Origin of the sequence: Pelobacter propionicus DSM 2379, from assembly GCF_000015045.1 — a bacterium.
Lineage (GTDB): Bacteria > Desulfobacterota > Desulfuromonadia > Geobacterales > Pseudopelobacteraceae > Pseudopelobacter > Pseudopelobacter propionicus.
Genome location: NC_008609.1, coordinates 2,414,026 through 2,429,287, shown reverse-complemented (window position 1 = coordinate 2,429,287; position 15,262 = coordinate 2,414,026). Strand labels below are relative to the sequence as shown.

Here is a 15,262-nt window from a genome sequence, read left to right as displayed (position 1 = left end):
GATCTATCCCTCCCCTGATGTGCTCTTTTCATGGTGGCCGCCGAATTCGTAGCGCATGGCCGACAAGAGGCGGTCGGCGAAGTCCGCCTCGCCGCGCGAGCTGAAACGCTGGAAGAGCGCCGTGGCAAGCACCGGTGCCGGGACACCTGCCTCGATGGCCGTGGCCACGGTCCAGCGCCCCTCGCCCGAGTCGGAAACCTGTCCGCTGAAGCGCTCCAACCCCTGGCCAGCGGCCAAGGCCCTGGCGGTGAGGTCCAAAAGCCAGGAGGAAACCACGCTCCCCCTTCGCCACAGTTCGGCGATGTCGGCCAGGTTCAGCTCAAAGCGGAAGTGGCGCGGGTCGCGCAGGGGCGTTGTCTCGGCATCCGTCTCCCGCTCCTGGCTGCCGATGTTGGCATGGGCCAGGATGTTGAACCCCTCGGCATAGGCGGCCATCATGCCGTATTCGATGCCGTTGTGCACCATCTTGACGAAATGTCCGGCCCCGCTGGGTCCGCAGTGCAGGTAGCCCCTTTCGGCACTGGAGCCGGAGTCGCTCCGGCCGGGACTGTCCGGGGCTGCGCCCCTGCCGGGGGCCAGGGTGGCGAAGAGCGGGTCCAGGTACTGCACCGCTTCCCGTTCACCGCCGATCATCAGGCAGTAGCCCCGCTCAAGCCCCCAGACGCCGCCGCTGGTGCCCACATCCAGGTAGTGGATCGATCTGTCGCGCAGTTCGTCACAACGCCTGATGTCGTCGTGGTAGTGGGAGTTGCCGCCGTCGATCAGAATGTCGCCCGCGTCGAGAAGCGGCGCTATGTCGGCGATGACCCTGTCCACCGAGGCGGCCGGGATCATCAGCCAGACCACGCGCGGCTTCGGGAGCAGCGAGACCAGTTCGGCCAGGGGCGCTGCCCCCAGTGCCCCCTCTCTGACCAGCGGTTCCATGGACGATGGTCTGCGGGCGTGGACCACGCACTCGTGACCGCCCTTCAAGAGCCTCCGCACCATGTCTCCGCCCATCCTCCCCACTCCGATCATTCCCATGCGCATGGTTTTTCCTCCCTGTCCCTCTCCTTGGCGTCGGTCAGTCGATCATCCCCCGACCGTGGAGAGTATACCGCCATAATGATGTTCCGGGATCCGGCGTCAAGCTGCGCCAGTCGGGATGTGCGCAGGCCGCAGACCCAGATCAGGTCGTCGCCACAGAAGATTAGCGGGATCCGTCCCCGTTGGTCGCGGGGGACCCTGCGTTCCATGAACAGTTCCTTGACCTTCTTGCTGCCGGCCATGGCAAAGGGGGCGATCCGGTCTCCGGGGGTGAAGGTGCGCACCCTCCAGGGAAAGGGGGCTTTCTCCAGGTCGAAGAGGGCCACGGTTGCCGGCAGGGAGGCCGGATCCGGCGGAGCGGTCGCCGGAGCCAGCGTCAGCAGGGAACCGTCGGAGAGAATGTATCGGCCGGGGCCGGGCAGTTCCCGCGCTTCATGGGGGAGATCCTCCGGCGGCAGCCCCCTTGAGAGGCGCAAGGTTCCGTATTCCCGTACCGCCCTGATCCCTCGGAACAGGTTAAGGGTCGCGTTGGGCCGGGGAGAATCCATGAGATCTTCCATGGCCTGGATATGGCGCCGGGTAACGTGTTCGCCGTTCCCTGTCAGATGGGCCAGGATCCGGCGCACCAGCCTGCGTTTGAGTGCCTGGGGTTCCCCCTCCAGTCGGGTCAGGGAGCAGGAGACGCTGTCGCTGCCGAAATGGCAGGCCCTGGCCGCCAGATCCTCCGCCATCCCCTCCAGCAGGTCGTCCTCGTCGGCCAGGAGCGCGGCGGTGCCGACCAGGCGCTCGCGGATGGCGGGGTTGTACTGTTCCAAGAGCGGCAGCAGTTCGTGGCGGATGCGGTTTCGCAGGAAGGCGGTGTCGCGGTTGCTGGCATCCTCGCGGTGCTCCAGCCCCCGTGCCCGCAGATAGGCATCGATCTCGCAGCGGCGGCTGTTCAGCAGGGGGCGGATGCGGCCGCCCGGGCCGCGGAAGGACATGCCGCGCAGACCGGTCATGCCCGATCCGCGCAAGAGGCGCATCAGCACGGTTTCTGCCTGGTCGTCGGCGTGGTGGGCCAGGGCGATGGCCGTTGCATGAAAACTCCTGGCAACGTCCTCCAGGAATTCCAGACGAGCCCGGCGTCCGGCATCCTCCAGGTTGAGCCCCTGCCGGCGGGCCAGGGCGGCCACGTCCAGGCTGCGGGAGCGGAAGGGGAGGCCGTAGCGTTCGGCCAGGCTGCGGCAGAATAACTCGTCGCCGTCGGATTCAGCCCCCCGCAGCTGGTGGTTGAGGTGGGCTATCACCAGGCAGGGGGAGAACTCCGTCAGCCCGGCCAGGATGTCCAGCAGAACGCAGGAGTCCGCCCCTCCGGACAGAGCCAGGATGACGGTGTCGCCGGGGGCGAAGAGTTGCTGATCACGGATGGTGCGGCTGACGCGTGCGGGGAGGTTCGTGGCGATCACTTTCTGTCGAAAAGGGCGCTTACTTCGGCCATGACCTGCTGCATGGCATCCTGCATGGACTGGAGCATGATCCTGGCGTTCTCTTCGGCCGACGCCTTCAAGGGCAGGGTGTGGCTGGCGCGCGATACAACGGCGAATGTTTTTATTTTTGTGCCGTTCAGGTAGAGATCCACGTTGAACTTCAGTTCCTGTTTGGCGCTGCTGGTGAACAGGTCCTGGTTGACGTTCAGCGAGGCGTTCAGGTCACGGATCTCGATGCCCCGGGCCGTGTCGGGCGGCAGCGGGCTTTTCCGGGTGACCGTGTAGCCCGAATGTTTCAACTCCAGCAGCAGCGCCTCGCTGATCCACTCTCCCTGGTTGCGGTCGGCCAGCAGGTCAGCCTGGTGGACGCCATGCACGTTGTTGAGTGAACCGATGATCCATTCGCCTCTGGCGTTTCTGGCAAACGGCCGGGAGTCCACCCGGCTGACAATGAATTCGCCGCTCTGCTGGCCGAAGGCTCTCTCCAGGGGAGCGTAGTTCAGGGAGACCGTCTGGTCGACCGTGGTGCACCCGCAGATCCCTGCCAGGAGCAGGAGCGCGCAGAGAAGTGATCCGACAATGGGGAGTTTTCCGTTCATGCTTTCGTACCTTTCAGGTCGGGAAATGGGGTAAGGCTGGCAGTACTATATCAAAAACAGGGGGTGATGCAATCCCGTGAAACAGCTTGTGGCGTGAGACGAGCGGCGCTAGAATTAATGAAGAGATGAACGGGGGGTGAACGGTATGACATCATCCATCGCGACGCTGGAAAAAAAAGCCGATACCGTTTTGCCTCTGATTCCGCTTCGTCCTTCCGGGCGGCAGATCGAGGCCGACGAGAAAAACTCCCCCGAACGGCGTGAACGGGGGACTCAGGATGACCGGGTAACCCTCTCCCCCTCGGTGTCAGGCTCCACCAATACCGGCCACGGGCTGAAACCGTCACAGGCCGTGACTCCTGCCGAGAAGAAGGCCCTCCTGGATGCCGACAGTCCCCGCCAGAGATTGTCCCTGTACGGATGACCCCCACCCGTTTTATTTTGTGCGGAAGACCATGTTCAGTATGAAGCTGAAGATGCTGAAGAGCAGGGCGGCCACGAAGGCGGTTCCGAATCCGGTGACATGGAAGCCCTTCAGAAGCAGGGCGGCCAGGGCAAAGATAACGCCGTTGATCACCAGGGTGAACAGCCCCAGGGTGGCGATGGTGACCGGCAGGGTGAACAGCACGATCAGCGGCCGCAGGAAGGCGTTCAAGAGGCCGATCACCAGGGTCGCCAGCATCAGGTCGCCGAAACGGTCGATCTGGATGCCGGGAATCAGTTTCATCACGAAGAACAGGGCAAAGGAATTCAAAACCCATCTGAGCAGCAGTTGTTTCATGTCGTCACCAAGTGGTTAGAGCCACCGCTTTCTTTTGAAATAGAGCACCATGCCCAGGGAGATGGCCAGCATCACCCCCCACAACTCGAAGTAGCCGTTGGGCCATGAGAGTTCCGGAATGTGCTTGAAGTTCATGCCGTATACCCCCACCAGGAAGGTCAGTGGCAGGAAGATCGTGCCGATCACGGTCAAAAACTTCATCACCTCGTTGGTCCGGTTGCCGATGCTGGAGAGGTACAGGTCCAGCATGCCGGAGAGCAGGTCGCGGAAGGTCTCCACCCCATCGATCACCTGGATGCTGTGGTCGTAGATGTCGCGGAAGTAGACACGGGACGGGTCGCCGATCAACTGCGACTCACCCCGCTCCAGGGCAGAGGTCACCTCCCGCAGCGGCCAGGCGCTCTTGCGCATGAAGATGATCTCCCGCTTGAGTGCGATGATCCGTTTCAGGATCATCTGCGTCGGCCCCTGGGCAAGCTCCTCCTCCAGGTCCTCCAGATATTCCCCCATCTCCTCCAGCACGGTGAAATAGCCGTCCACGATGGCATCCATCAGGGCGTAGGTCAGATAGTCGGCCCCCAGGGACCTGAGGCGTCCCCGGCCGGAGCGGATCCGCTCCCGCACCGATTCGAACGCGTCTCCAACGATCCCCTCCTGGAAGGAGAGCAGGTAGCCGGGGCCGAGGATCATGGCCACCTGTTCCGTCTCGATGCCCCGATCCTTCTGGAAGCGGATCATGCGGGTGACGATGAAGAGGTAATCCCCGTAATCCTCCAGCTTGGGGCGCTGGCTGGTGTTGACGAGATCCTCCAGGATCAGGGGGTGCAGTCCGTAGCAGTCGCCGAAGTGCCTGATCAGCTCCAGGTCGTGAAGCCCCTCCAGGTTGATCCAGGTGATCTTGCCGGTCCCCTTGACCGGAATGCATTGGTCCAGGTTCTGCGGATGATATTCGCGGAAATCCTCTGTCGAATAGCTGATGGCGCTGACGGTGGTGGCCCCGGTGGTGGGCAGGGCGCCGGTGTGTACCAGGGTGCCGGGAGGAAGGCCGGCCTTGCGCGACTGGCCGCGGTAGTAGCTTCTTCGCCGCACGTCAGCCTGCCGGGAAGATCCGCTGCAGGGCGTCGCGTCGATAGTCGAATATCCGCTTCAGGCGGGGGGCCACGATGCACCGGTTCATCAGCCAGGTGAACTGCATGGCCGGCAGCAGGTAGTGCACCAGGTCGTGCATCTCCACGCCGCCGTCAACTTCCCGGAAATGGTGCTGATGATGCCAGAAACGATACGGGCCGAAGCGCTGCTCGTCAACAAAGAAAAGCGGCCTTTGCAGGTGGGTGATTTCGGTCGTCCAGGCCATCCTGATGCCGAACAGTGGCCGCAGGGAATAGGTCAGGATCATGCCGGCGTGGGCCTCCTTCGGTGGCTGGCAGGTCAGCCGGAACTCCATGGAAGGGGGGGTGATGTTGCCCAGGTTGGCCGGATCGGAGAAGAACCTCCAGGCCTCGTCCTGGCTCACCGGAAGAATCTGGCTGCGCTCAAGGGTGAACGGTTTCATTTTTTTCTTTCCTCCTTGATCCTCTTCAGCCACTCCATGCGTTCCACGATGCTCTTCTCGTATCCATACCCCTTTGGTTCGTAGAACGTGCGTCCGGCCAGTTCGTCCGGCAGGCAGGGCTGGCCGGCATACCCTTCGGCATAGTCGTGGGCGTACTGGTACCCCTTGCCGTAGCCCAGGTCCTTCATCAGCGTGGTGGGGGCGTTGCGGATATGCATCGGCACCCCCAGGCCGCCGCTCTTCCTGACCTCGGCCAGGGTAGCGTCGATGCCCAGGTAGGAGGCGTTGGACTTGGGGGCGGTGGCCAGATAGGTGACCGCCTGGGCCATGATTATGCGCCCCTCGGGCATGCCGATCACCTGGAAGGCCTGCAGGGCTGAAACAGCCAGCTGGAGGGCGCGCGGGTCGGCATTGCCGATGTCTTCCGACGCCAGGATGATCATGCGCCGCAGGATGAAGACCGGATCCTCTCCCGCCTCCAGCATGCGGGCCAGCCAGTACAGGGCCGCGTCCGGGTCACTGGCGCGCATGGACTTGATGAAAGCGGAGATCACGTTGTAGTGCTCTTCGCCCCTCTTGTCGTACAGGAGCGCCTTCTTCTGCAGCGCCTCCTGGACCGTCTCCAGGGAGATCAGCCTCTCCCGGGCCAGGCCCGCCGCGACCTCCAGGGTGTTCAGGGCCACGCGCGCGTCGCCGCCGGCCTGCCGGGACAGGAAGTCCAGCCCTTCTTCGGAAATGTCTAGCCCCAGTTCCCCCAGTCCCCGCTCCCGGTCGGCCAGTGCCTGGCCGATGAGCCCCGCGATGGTGGACGGCTCCAGTTGTTTCAGGGTCAGCACGCGACAGCGGGAGAGCAGCGGGGCGATGACCTCGAAGGAGGGGTTCTCGGTGGTGGCGCCGATCATGGTGACTACCCCTTTTTCCACATAGGGGAGAAAGGCGTCCTGCTGGGATTTGTTGAAGCGATGGATCTCGTCCACGAACAGGATCGTGCGCCGGCCACGGCTGGCCACCCCCTCGGCCTCGCGGAAGATCTCCCTGATCTCCTTGATGCCGGACAGGATGGCCGAGAAGAAGATGAAGTGCGCCCGTGTCTCCCGGGCGATGACATGGGCCAGGGTGGTCTTGCCGCATCCGGGAGGTCCCCAGAAGATCAGCGAGGAGAGGGTGTCGGTCTCGATCATGCGCCGCAGGATGCGGTCCTCGCCCACCAGATGTTCCTGGCCGGTGAACTCCGTCAGGGTGCGCGGCCGCATCCGTTCGGCCAGGGGGGCGTTGGCGGAGGGGGCGGCCGTGGATTCCCCCTGGTCCCTGTCCCAGAGGCCGGGTGTGTTGTTCTGTTTCATGCGAGTGCTCTAGGAGTCTGTCGGGCTTGACCTCAGGGGCGCCCTCTTTTGTGGCCAAGCCGATTAAAAAAGTTCCGTATGTGTTCGTCTTCCCACCGGCAACCTGGTTAATTCAGCCCTTTCAGCGATGACTGCGGTTATTACAGGCTGATTTTCGCTATTTCTCATTCTATCCGGCCAAGACATGCAGCCGTTTGATGTTGTAGGCCATGCAGACGAGGTTCCATTCGCCTTTTACTGCTTCAAAGCCACGAAGAAGAAAGCTTCTGAATCCCATGACCGCCTTGATGATGCCGAAGACCGGTTCCGAGGTGACTTTTCGCTGGGCGTAGATCGCCTTGCCGGAAGGTGTCTTCAGGCGATGCTTCATTCTGGCCACGGAATCGGCATCTTCGGGTAACGGCGGCGGTTCGGCAAAGCGCTCCATCAGTGGCACGTTGTGACTCTGCCGGTCTACGGCAATGTAGGGAGTTATCCCGTTCTCCTCACAGGCAGTTACATTGGTTTCGCTGAAGTAGCCACTGTCAGCTACCAGATCGGTTGCCTTGCCAAGCTTCTCAGGCAGCGCCGCCAGGTTCTCCAGGGTCGGTGTCAGCTCCTGTTTGTCATTGGGATTCTGGGTAACATGGGCCGAAACGATGAGCTTTGATGCTGTATCCACACCGGCCTGGGCGTTGTAAGTCTGCTCGAATCCGCCACCGGAGGTCGGCATGATCCGCGACTCTTCATCGGTCAGATTGACCTGATCTTTGGCAGTGGGGCCGGATTTGGGCGGTTTCGGCTCTTTCCCCTTGGCCTTCTTGCCCGTTGCCTGCTCCTTCTTGGCCCGTTCGGCGACTTTCTTCTCATAAGCGGCCTGTTCACGAGCATGGCGCTCAGCGGCTCGTTTTTCGATCTCGACCTTGGCTGCGGCAATGGCGGAAAGACGCTTTTCCCGACGTTCCAGTTCTTCGGGGATGTTCATGCCGTCCGGAATATCGGCACGGTCCGCTGCCTCGGCCTTTTTGAGCAGTTCGCCAACCTCAGCCTTGATCTGCTCTTCAAGCTTGCAGGCATGCTCATAGCTCAGCGCCTTGTGCTTGGAGGCGTTCGCCTTGATTTTGCTGCCATCCAAACTAACGTTGCCCAGTTTCAGCACCTCCATCTGATGAGCGATCAGCAGAATCTGGGCAAACAGCTTGTTCAGTTGCGGCAGAAAACGCCGGCGGAAGGTGGCAATGGTATCGTGGTCAGGATGACTGTTTGCCGCTATGAACCGGAATGCCACGGAGTCGTAGGTGCTGCGCTCAAGCTTCCGGCTGGAGAATACGCCTGTCGCATAACCGTAAAACAACAATGCTACCAGCATCTCAGGGTTATAGGGCTGCGAGCCTCGGCCGGCATAGGTAGCTTTCAAAGAGCGCAGGTCGAGCTGTTCGACAATTTCGACCACAAACCGGGCCAAGTGCTTTTCTGGTAGCCAATCCTGCAGCGATGGCGGGAGCAGATAGGGTGTTTCCCGGTCAACTTCAATAAACTTTGATTTCATAGTCAACCCCGATACCTAACCAGTTGATATTACCGGACAAATATACGGGATACACCAAGAAAACGCAAGCTAAAGCTGACGACTTATTCAATAAATACAGCAGGTTAACCAATTGAAAACGCCCTGGAGATGACGGCTGAATGCGTTAAGCCCGACAGACTCCTAGATGTTGAAGCGCCGGGTGGGGCGGATGATTTCCGGCTGGATGTTCCAGATCTCCCGGGCGTACTCCGCGATGGTGCGGTCGCTGGAAAACTTGCCCATGCCGGCGGTGTTGAGAATGGATCTGCGGGCCCATTCGTAGGGCTCTTGGTACAGCCTGTCCACCTGCTCCTGGCTGGTGATGTAGGAGGCATAGTCGGCCAGCAGCAGGTAGTGGTCGTTTGCCAGCAGGTTGTCGCTGATGGGGCGGAAACGGTCCGGGTCGTCGGGCGAGAATGTGCCACCCGCGATCATGTCCAGTGCCTGTTTCAGCTCCGGGTCGGACAGGTAGTGGTCGCGGGGGTGGTAGCCGGCCCGCTTCAGATGGGTCACCTGTTTGGAGGTCAGGCCGAAGATGAAGATGTTGTCCCTGCCCACCTCCTCCATGATCTCGATGTTGGCGCCGTCCAGGGTGCCGATGGTCAGGGCGCCGTTCAGGGCGTACTTCATGTTGCCGGTGCCGGATGCCTCTGTTCCGGCGGTGGATATCTGTTCCGACAGGTCCGCGGCGGGGAAGATGCATTCGGCCAGGGAGACGTTGTAGTTGGGCATGAACACCACCTTGAGCAGACCGTGTATGGCCGGGTCGTTGTTGACGACCGCTCCCACGGCGGTGATCAGCTGGATGATCAGCTTGGCCATGAAATAGGAGGGGGCGGCCTTGCCGCTGAAGATGACCGTGCGTGGCGTGATGGCGCAACCGGGGGTGGCCTTGATGCGGTTGTAGCGGGTGATCACGTGCAGGACGTTCAGGAGCTGGCGCTTGTACTCGTGGATGCGCTTGGTCTGGCAGTCGAACAGGGAGTCGGCAGACACCCGCACGCCGGTGTCCCTGAGGATAAGGTCGGCCAGATGGCGTTTGTTGGCCTGCTTGACCTCGATCCACTGCTGCTGGAACTCCCGGTCGTCGGCCAGTTCGCGCAGTCTGGCCAGTTCGCCCAGGTCCGTGATCCAGCCGTGGCCGATGCGGGACGAAACCAGATCGGCCAGCCAACGGTTGGCATGTTTCAGCCAGCGCCGCTGGGTGATGCCGTTGGTCTTGTTGTTGAACCGCTCCGGCCACATCTCATAAAAGTCGTGGAACAGGTCGTCCTTCAGGATCTGGCTGTGCAGGGCCGAGACACCGTTTACGGAGTGGCTGCCGACGATGGCCAGGTGGGCCATGCGGATATGCTTCTCCCCCTCTTCGGCGACGATGGACATGCGTCGCAGTCGCTCCATGTCGTCGGGAAAGCGGCTGGCCACTTCCCTCAGGAAATGGTCGTTTATCTGGTAGATGATCTGCAGGTGGCGGGGCAGAATGTTCTCCAGAATCCGCACCGGCCAGGTTTCCAGTGCCTCCGGCAGGACGGTGTGGTTGGTGTAGGCGAATGTCTCCACGGAAATCTTCCAGGCGTCGTCCCAGGCCAGCAGCTTTTCGTCCAGCAGTATGCGCACAAGCTCCGGGATGGCCAGGGTCGGGTGCGTGTCGTTGAGCTGGATGGCTACTTTCGTCGGTAAAATAGAAACATCCCCGTGTTTCTTCGAAAAGCGGTAGAAGATGTCCTGCACCGTGGCCGAGGATAGGAAGTACTCCTGGCGCAGGCGCAACTCCTTCCCCTCGGCCATGTGGTCGGCGGGGTAGAGCACCTTGGAGATGTTCTCGGTGCGCATCTTGGATTCCACCGCGCCGATGTAATTGCCCTGGTTGAAGAAGGAGAGCTCGAAATCGCGGGTGGACTTGGCGCTCCAGAGCCGCAGGGTGTTGACGGTTTCATTGCCGTAGCCGGGGACCGGCACATCGTAGGCCATGGCCATGACGTCATGGGTATCGACCCAGTCGTGACGCTGCATCCCCTCTTCGTCCCGGTATTCCGTCACCCGGCCGTGGTAGCGAATTTTGTGGAGATGTTCCTGGCGTCCGAACTCCCAGGGGTTGCCGTAGCGCAGCCAGTTGTCCGGCGTTTCGTACTGCCCGCCGTCGACGATCTTCTGGAAGAACATGCCGTACTCGAAGCGGATGCCGTAGCCGTAGGCGGGAAGCGACATGGTCGCCAGGGAGTCCAGGAAGCAGGCAGCCAGCCGCCCCAGACCGCCGTTGCCGAGCCCGGCGTCCCACTCGCTCTCCTGCAGGTCCGTGGCATCGATTCCCAGCTGCTTGAGCGCGCCCTCCCATTCCTCCATGATTCCCAGGTTGATCAGGCTGTTGCCCAGGGTCCTGCCCATCAGGAATTCCATGGAGATGTAGTAGACCCGTTTGGCGTTGTTCCTGTAGTAGGCCTGCTGGGTCTCCAGCCAGCGTTCCGCCAGCATGTCGCGTACGGCATAGGCCAGCGCCAGGTACAGATCGGCCGGGGTGGCGGAGTACTTGTCCTTGACGATGGTGTGCTTGAGGTGGCGCAGGAAAGAGCGCTGCAGATCGCTTGGAGTGGGCTTCGCGTCGGCCTGTGTGCTGTTGTCGGGAGCGTTCATGGAGTACGTCCGGGAGCTGGGATGGAAACAGGGGGAGTATATCGGCAGTTACCAGCTAATGCAAGGTTGGGCCGCACTCCGCGGCAATTGCCGGATTGATTCATGATTCCCGACGGAACCGGGTAGCTGTCACGGCGGGGACGGGGTGTTGCCGGTCGGGAGCAGTGCCGAACTCCTCAGTATGTTCGGCAGGGAGAGAGAATTCGCTTGCTACTATGCGACCGTCCTGAAATAATTGCTCTCACAGTCAAGGAGGCATGCCATGGATATGAGCAGCATCGCAGGTGCGGCGTTACTGATGAAAGCATCCCAGACCCAAGAGGCCATGTCCGTCGCGTTGATGAAGCAGGCGGCCGAACAGCAGACCCAGGTGGCCAGCATGCTGGCCCAGCTTGTCGCCACGGCCGCGCAACCGGTTCCTGACAGTTCGTACGCTTTCTCGATCTACGCCTGAACAGATCTCTTTCCTTTCACAAAAAAAGCCGGCCATTTTGGCCGGCTTTTTTTGTGTCTTATCAGCTGTAGCTACCGGCGTGGTAGGAGCTGCGCACGTAGGGGCCGCTCTCCAGGTGGACAAAGCCCATCTGGAGAGCCTGTTCACGCAGATATTCGAACCGGTCGGGATGGATGTACTCCCGAACCGGGTGGTGCCGTTTGCTGGGGGCGAGGTACTGGCCGATGCTGAGGTACACGCAGCCGACCTCACGCAGGTCCCGAAACAGCTCCAGAATTTCCTGTTCCTTCTCACCCAGGCCGAGCATGATCCCGGACTTGAGCCGGATAGCCGGAGCTGTTTCGCCGCAGTGGCGCAGCAGTTCCAGGGAGCGGTTGTAATCGGCGCCGGCGCGGATGTGGTAGAGCCGTGGCACTGTTTCCAGGTTGTGGGCCAGGATGTCCGGTGCTGAGGCGATGACCCTGTCCAGGCTGGGGATGTCTCCCAGGAAATCGGGTATCAGCAGTTCGATGCGCGTAGAGGGCGTGACGGCGCGGATCGCCCTGACGGTCTGGGCAAAGAGGCTAGCACCTCCGTCATCAAGGTCGTCGCGGGTCGGGCTGGTGATGACCACGTGGGAGAGCCCCAGTCTGGCCACCGCCTGGGCCACGCGTTGCGGTTCCTCTTGGTCGACCTCCTCTGGTTCGCAGCTGTCCACATTGCAAAAGGAGCAGTGGCGGGTGCAGTTTTTGCCCAGAATCAGGAAGGTCGCCTGGTTGCGGGCGAAGCACTCGGAGATGTTGGGGCAGAGCGCCTGGCGGCAGACCGTGTTCAGATTCAGCTCCTCCAGAAGGCGCAGCATGGGGATCTGGCCTCCGGGATTGATCCTCTTTTGCAGCCACTCCGGCTTGCGCTCAATCTTCAATTTTCCACCCCCTCCAGATTCCAGGTGTCAGTTGAATATTTGTTTGCAATCAGCGCCTTGGCCCATGACTGCTCCTGTTGTGAGAGAGGTTCTTCACGGCACTCAACGCCGAAACTGTCGTCGAATGCGGCCACCAGTTCCTCCCGTAGGCGCTCCGGCCTGGCATGGACGCCGCACTGGGCCAGGCTGATCGCTCCCCGGGCGTGGGACGGGGAGCGGTCAGCCATGTAGGAGAGGCCGGTTTCCACATGGCATGACAGGGGGATGGAGCCGTGCTGGAAGATGAGCCCCCGCTGCCGGCGTTGGGCATTGCCGCCGATCTTGCGGCCGCTGATCAGGATGTCGAAGCTCTCCCTTCCGGAGAAGCAGAAGGCGGTATGCGCGCCAAGCCGCGTATCTTTTTCCACCAGGTCCCGGGCGTAGCCGGCACGCAGGCCGAGCCTGGCGTAGAAGCCGAGCAGGAAACCGGTCAGCACCCGGAAGGAGTCCCTGATGGAGCATGCCGGCGGGATCTGCTCCGGGGCGCAGATCAGGGAATAGGTCAGCTCACTGGCATGGTAGATGGCGCTGCCACCAGTGACACGCCTGACCACTGTCAGGCCATCGGTGCGGCAGCGCTCCAGGTTAAGCACCTGGGCCGCCTTCTGGAATCGCCCCAGCGACAGGGCCGGAGGGTTCCATGCGTACAGGCGCAGGGTCGGCAGGGAGGCTAAGGGATCGAAGCAGCGCAGCAGGGCTTCGTCAATGGCCATGTTTTCGGCTGCCGGCAGTGCCTCGCTCTGCACCAGTCGCCAGATCCGTTGACTGTTCACATTCGTATCCTCTGTTGTGGCGTGGCCTGAACTCCGTCCGCTCCGTGGCGGCCCGCTGAGTCAGCAAGAACACATTTTTATGTACAATGGCAAGAGAAAATCAGATACTGTCGCCGCCCGTTTGATAGGGCAATGCTGTGTGAATTATTCTGAAAATGATCTATCCGGGAGGAGTGGTGGGGTATCGCAATCTTCAGCAGTGTGTGGCGGATCTGGAACGACGGGGGATGCTGGTGCGCATCGAGGCGCCACTGGATCCCAACCTGGAGATCGGCGCCGTGCAGCGGCGCTGCTACCAGCGGGGCGGTCCGGCACTGCTCTTCACCAATCCGGTCAACTGCCGCTTTCCGCTTCTGGGCAACCTGTTCGGCACCCTGGAGCGGACCCGCTTCATCTTCCGCGACACCCTGGACGACATCCGGCGCCTGGTGGAGCTGAAGGTCGATCCCTTTTCCCTCCTCAAACATCCCCTTGATCTGCTCAAGGCCCCCTGTGCTGCCTGGCATCTGCTCCCGACGTTTTCCTCCCGGGCGCCGGTGATGGAGTGCCGCACGACTCTCTCCCGCCTCCCCCAGTTGGTCTCCTGGCCTAAGGATGGCGGCGCCTTCATCACCCTGCCGCAGGTCTATACGGAAAACCCCTCGAAACCGGGTTTCGGGTCATCCAACCTGGGCATGTACCGGGTGCAGATCTCCGGCAACAACTACGAGCCGGACAGGCAGGTCGGCCTGCACTACCAGATCCACCGGGGCATCGGCGGCCACCACGCCGAAGCCATCGCCCGTGGCGAGCCGCTTAAGGTCAACATCTTCGTGGGCGGGCCGCCGGCAATGACCCTGGCCGCGGTGATGCCGCTCCCCGAGGGGATGCCGGAACTCTCCTTTGCCGGCCTGCTGGGGGGACAGCGCATTCCCATGGCCCGCATGGAGGGGCAGCTGCCGGTGCTGGCCGAGGCCGACTTCTGCATCCGCGGCTTGGTGCATCCGGACAGGACCCTCCCCGAAGGGCCCTTCGGCGACCATCTCGGTTACTACAGCTTGGCCCATGAGTTCCCCTATGTGCAGGTGGAGGAGGTCCTTCATCGTCGCGACGCCATCTGGCCCTTTACCACCGTGGGGCGACCTCCCCAGGAGGATACCAGCTTCGGCGCCTTTATCCACGAACTGACCGGGCCGCTGATTCCCACGGTGGTGGCGGGGGTGAAAGAGGTGCATGCCGTGGATGCGGCAGGCGTGCATCCGCTGCTCCTGGCCATTGCCAGCGAACGCTACGTCCCCTATGCGCCCCGACGCCAGCCCCAGGAGCTTCTGACCATTGCCAATGCCATCCTGGGGCAGGGGCAACTCTCCCTGGCCAAGTATCTCTTCGTGGCTGCCCAGGAGGATGCACCTGATCTGCACACCCACGATGTGGCTTCCTTTCTCGGCCATATGCTGGAACGGGCCGACTGGCGCTGCCATCTGCACTTCCAGACCGCCACGACCATCGATACCCTGGACTACAGCGGCTCCGGCCTGAACCAAGGCTCAAAGCTGGTGATCGCCGTTGCCGGCCCGCAACTGCGCGTGCTGGGACAGCAGGTTCCGGCCGGTCTGGAGTTCCCCGCCGGTTTCGGGGGAGCCCGGGTCTGCCTCCCCGGCATACTGGCCATCCAGGGGCCGGCGTCCCGGCAGGGGAGGGGGGAGTGCGACGCGTCGATCGAGACGTTCTGCAACTTCTACGGAGAGCGGGACCGCTTCGACGGCTTTCCGCTGATCGTGATCTGCGACGACTGTGACTTTACGGCTGACACGCTGAACAATTTCCTCTGGGTGACCTTCACCCGATCCAACCCGGAAACGGACCTGTACGGCATCCGCAGCCTGACCCGCGGACGTCACTGGGGGTGCCAGGGAGCGCTGGTGATCGACGCGCGCATCAAGCCGTTCCACGCCCCACCCCTGGAGGATGACCCCGAGGTGGAGCGCCGCATCGATAGCCTGGCGGTCAAGGGAGGTCCGCTGGAAGGGCTGGTATAGCTGTCTCCGCAAATCGCTTGACTTGGTAGACCGATCAGTCTATTTTGTGCCCAGGATATACCTGAACCCGTGCCACGATACTGTTTCGCTCGGCAACCCCGGATCAATCTTCAGCCCGATATACTCC

At 62.0% G+C, this 15,262-nt stretch carries 14 protein-coding genes; 3 read left to right on the top strand and 11 right to left on the bottom strand.

What is annotated here, in order from left to right:
* Positions 1 to 3: 3 nt before the first annotated feature.
* Genes gnd through PPRO_RS11150 form a run of 3 tightly spaced genes read right to left on the bottom strand, consistent with a single transcriptional unit; the run spans position 4 to position 3,091 of the window.
* Positions 4 to 1,029, bottom strand: coding sequence for a phosphogluconate dehydrogenase (NAD(+)-dependent, decarboxylating) (gene gnd / locus PPRO_RS11160; RefSeq protein ID WP_011736116.1), 1,026 nt, complete (start codon positions 1,027 to 1,029; stop codon positions 4 to 6).
* The gene (gene tilS, locus PPRO_RS11155; protein ID WP_011736115.1) at positions 1,014 to 2,471 is read right to left on the bottom strand and encodes a tRNA lysidine(34) synthetase TilS; all 1,458 of its coding nucleotides are present in this window, start codon (positions 2,469 to 2,471) and stop codon (positions 1,014 to 1,016) included. Before tilS ends, gnd begins: the two co-directional genes overlap by 16 nt.
* Positions 2,468 to 3,091, bottom strand: coding sequence for a YajG family lipoprotein (locus PPRO_RS11150; RefSeq protein WP_011736114.1), 624 nt, complete (start codon positions 3,089 to 3,091; stop codon positions 2,468 to 2,470). The genes tilS and PPRO_RS11150 overlap by 4 nt, the downstream gene beginning before the upstream one ends.
* A 145-nt stretch (positions 3,092 to 3,236) precedes the next feature.
* Between PPRO_RS11150 and PPRO_RS11145 the strand changes: the two genes are divergently transcribed.
* Positions 3,237 to 3,515 carry a hypothetical protein gene (locus PPRO_RS11145; protein WP_011736113.1) on the top strand — a complete coding sequence of 93 codons (279 nt, stop codon included), beginning with the start codon at positions 3,237 to 3,239 and terminating at the stop codon, positions 3,513 to 3,515.
* Between the two features lie 12 nt (positions 3,516 to 3,527).
* Here the strand turns inward: PPRO_RS11145 and PPRO_RS11140 are convergent, their stop codons facing one another.
* From PPRO_RS11140 to PPRO_RS11115, 6 genes are all read right to left on the bottom strand, one after another.
* Positions 3,528 to 3,872 carry a phage holin family protein gene (locus PPRO_RS11140; protein ID WP_011736112.1) on the bottom strand — a complete coding sequence of 115 codons (345 nt, stop codon included), beginning with the start codon at positions 3,870 to 3,872 and terminating at the stop codon, positions 3,528 to 3,530.
* Between the two features lie 15 nt (positions 3,873 to 3,887).
* Positions 3,888 to 4,961 carry a magnesium/cobalt transporter CorA gene (gene corA, locus PPRO_RS11135; protein ID WP_011736111.1) on the bottom strand — a complete coding sequence of 358 codons (1,074 nt, stop codon included), beginning with the start codon at positions 4,959 to 4,961 and terminating at the stop codon, positions 3,888 to 3,890.
* 1 nt (position 4,962) lies between these two features.
* Positions 4,963 to 5,424: an SRPBCC family protein gene (locus PPRO_RS11130; protein WP_011736110.1), complete on the bottom strand. Its 462-nt coding sequence runs from the start codon at positions 5,422 to 5,424 to the stop codon at positions 4,963 to 4,965.
* Entirely contained in the window at positions 5,421 to 6,767 is a 1,347-nt protein-coding gene (locus tag PPRO_RS11125; protein ID WP_011736109.1) for a replication-associated recombination protein A, read from the bottom strand. The genes PPRO_RS11130 and PPRO_RS11125 overlap by 4 nt, the downstream gene beginning before the upstream one ends.
* Before the next feature lie 169 nt (positions 6,768 to 6,936).
* Positions 6,937 to 8,295, bottom strand: a complete 1,359-nt coding sequence (locus PPRO_RS11120; RefSeq protein WP_011733975.1) for an IS1182 family transposase — start codon at positions 8,293 to 8,295, stop codon at positions 6,937 to 6,939.
* Between the two features lie 162 nt (positions 8,296 to 8,457).
* Positions 8,458 to 10,947, bottom strand: coding sequence for a glycogen/starch/alpha-glucan phosphorylase (locus tag PPRO_RS11115; RefSeq protein WP_011736108.1), 2,490 nt, complete (start codon positions 10,945 to 10,947; stop codon positions 8,458 to 8,460).
* Positions 10,948 to 11,209: 262 nt separating this feature from the next.
* On the opposite strand from PPRO_RS11115, the gene PPRO_RS11110 reads away from it, so the two are divergent.
* Positions 11,210 to 11,401, top strand: coding sequence for a hypothetical protein (locus PPRO_RS11110; RefSeq protein ID WP_041532280.1), 192 nt, complete (start codon positions 11,210 to 11,212; stop codon positions 11,399 to 11,401).
* A 61-nt stretch (positions 11,402 to 11,462) separates the two neighbouring features.
* On the opposite strand, the gene lipA is transcribed toward PPRO_RS11110, so the two are convergent.
* Positions 11,463 to 12,305, bottom strand: coding sequence for a lipoyl synthase (gene lipA, locus PPRO_RS11105; protein ID WP_011736107.1), 843 nt, complete (start codon positions 12,303 to 12,305; stop codon positions 11,463 to 11,465).
* Positions 12,302 to 13,117: a lipoate--protein ligase family protein gene (locus PPRO_RS11100; protein ID WP_011736106.1), complete on the bottom strand. Its 816-nt coding sequence runs from the start codon at positions 13,115 to 13,117 to the stop codon at positions 12,302 to 12,304. Before PPRO_RS11100 ends, lipA begins: the two co-directional genes overlap by 4 nt.
* A 176-nt stretch (positions 13,118 to 13,293) precedes the next feature.
* Here PPRO_RS11100 and PPRO_RS11095 point away from each other — a divergent pair, with 176 nt between their 5' ends.
* Entirely contained in the window at positions 13,294 to 15,135 is a 1,842-nt protein-coding gene (locus PPRO_RS11095; RefSeq protein WP_041532279.1) for a UbiD family decarboxylase, read from the top strand.
* Positions 15,136 to 15,262: the final 127 nt, after the last annotated feature.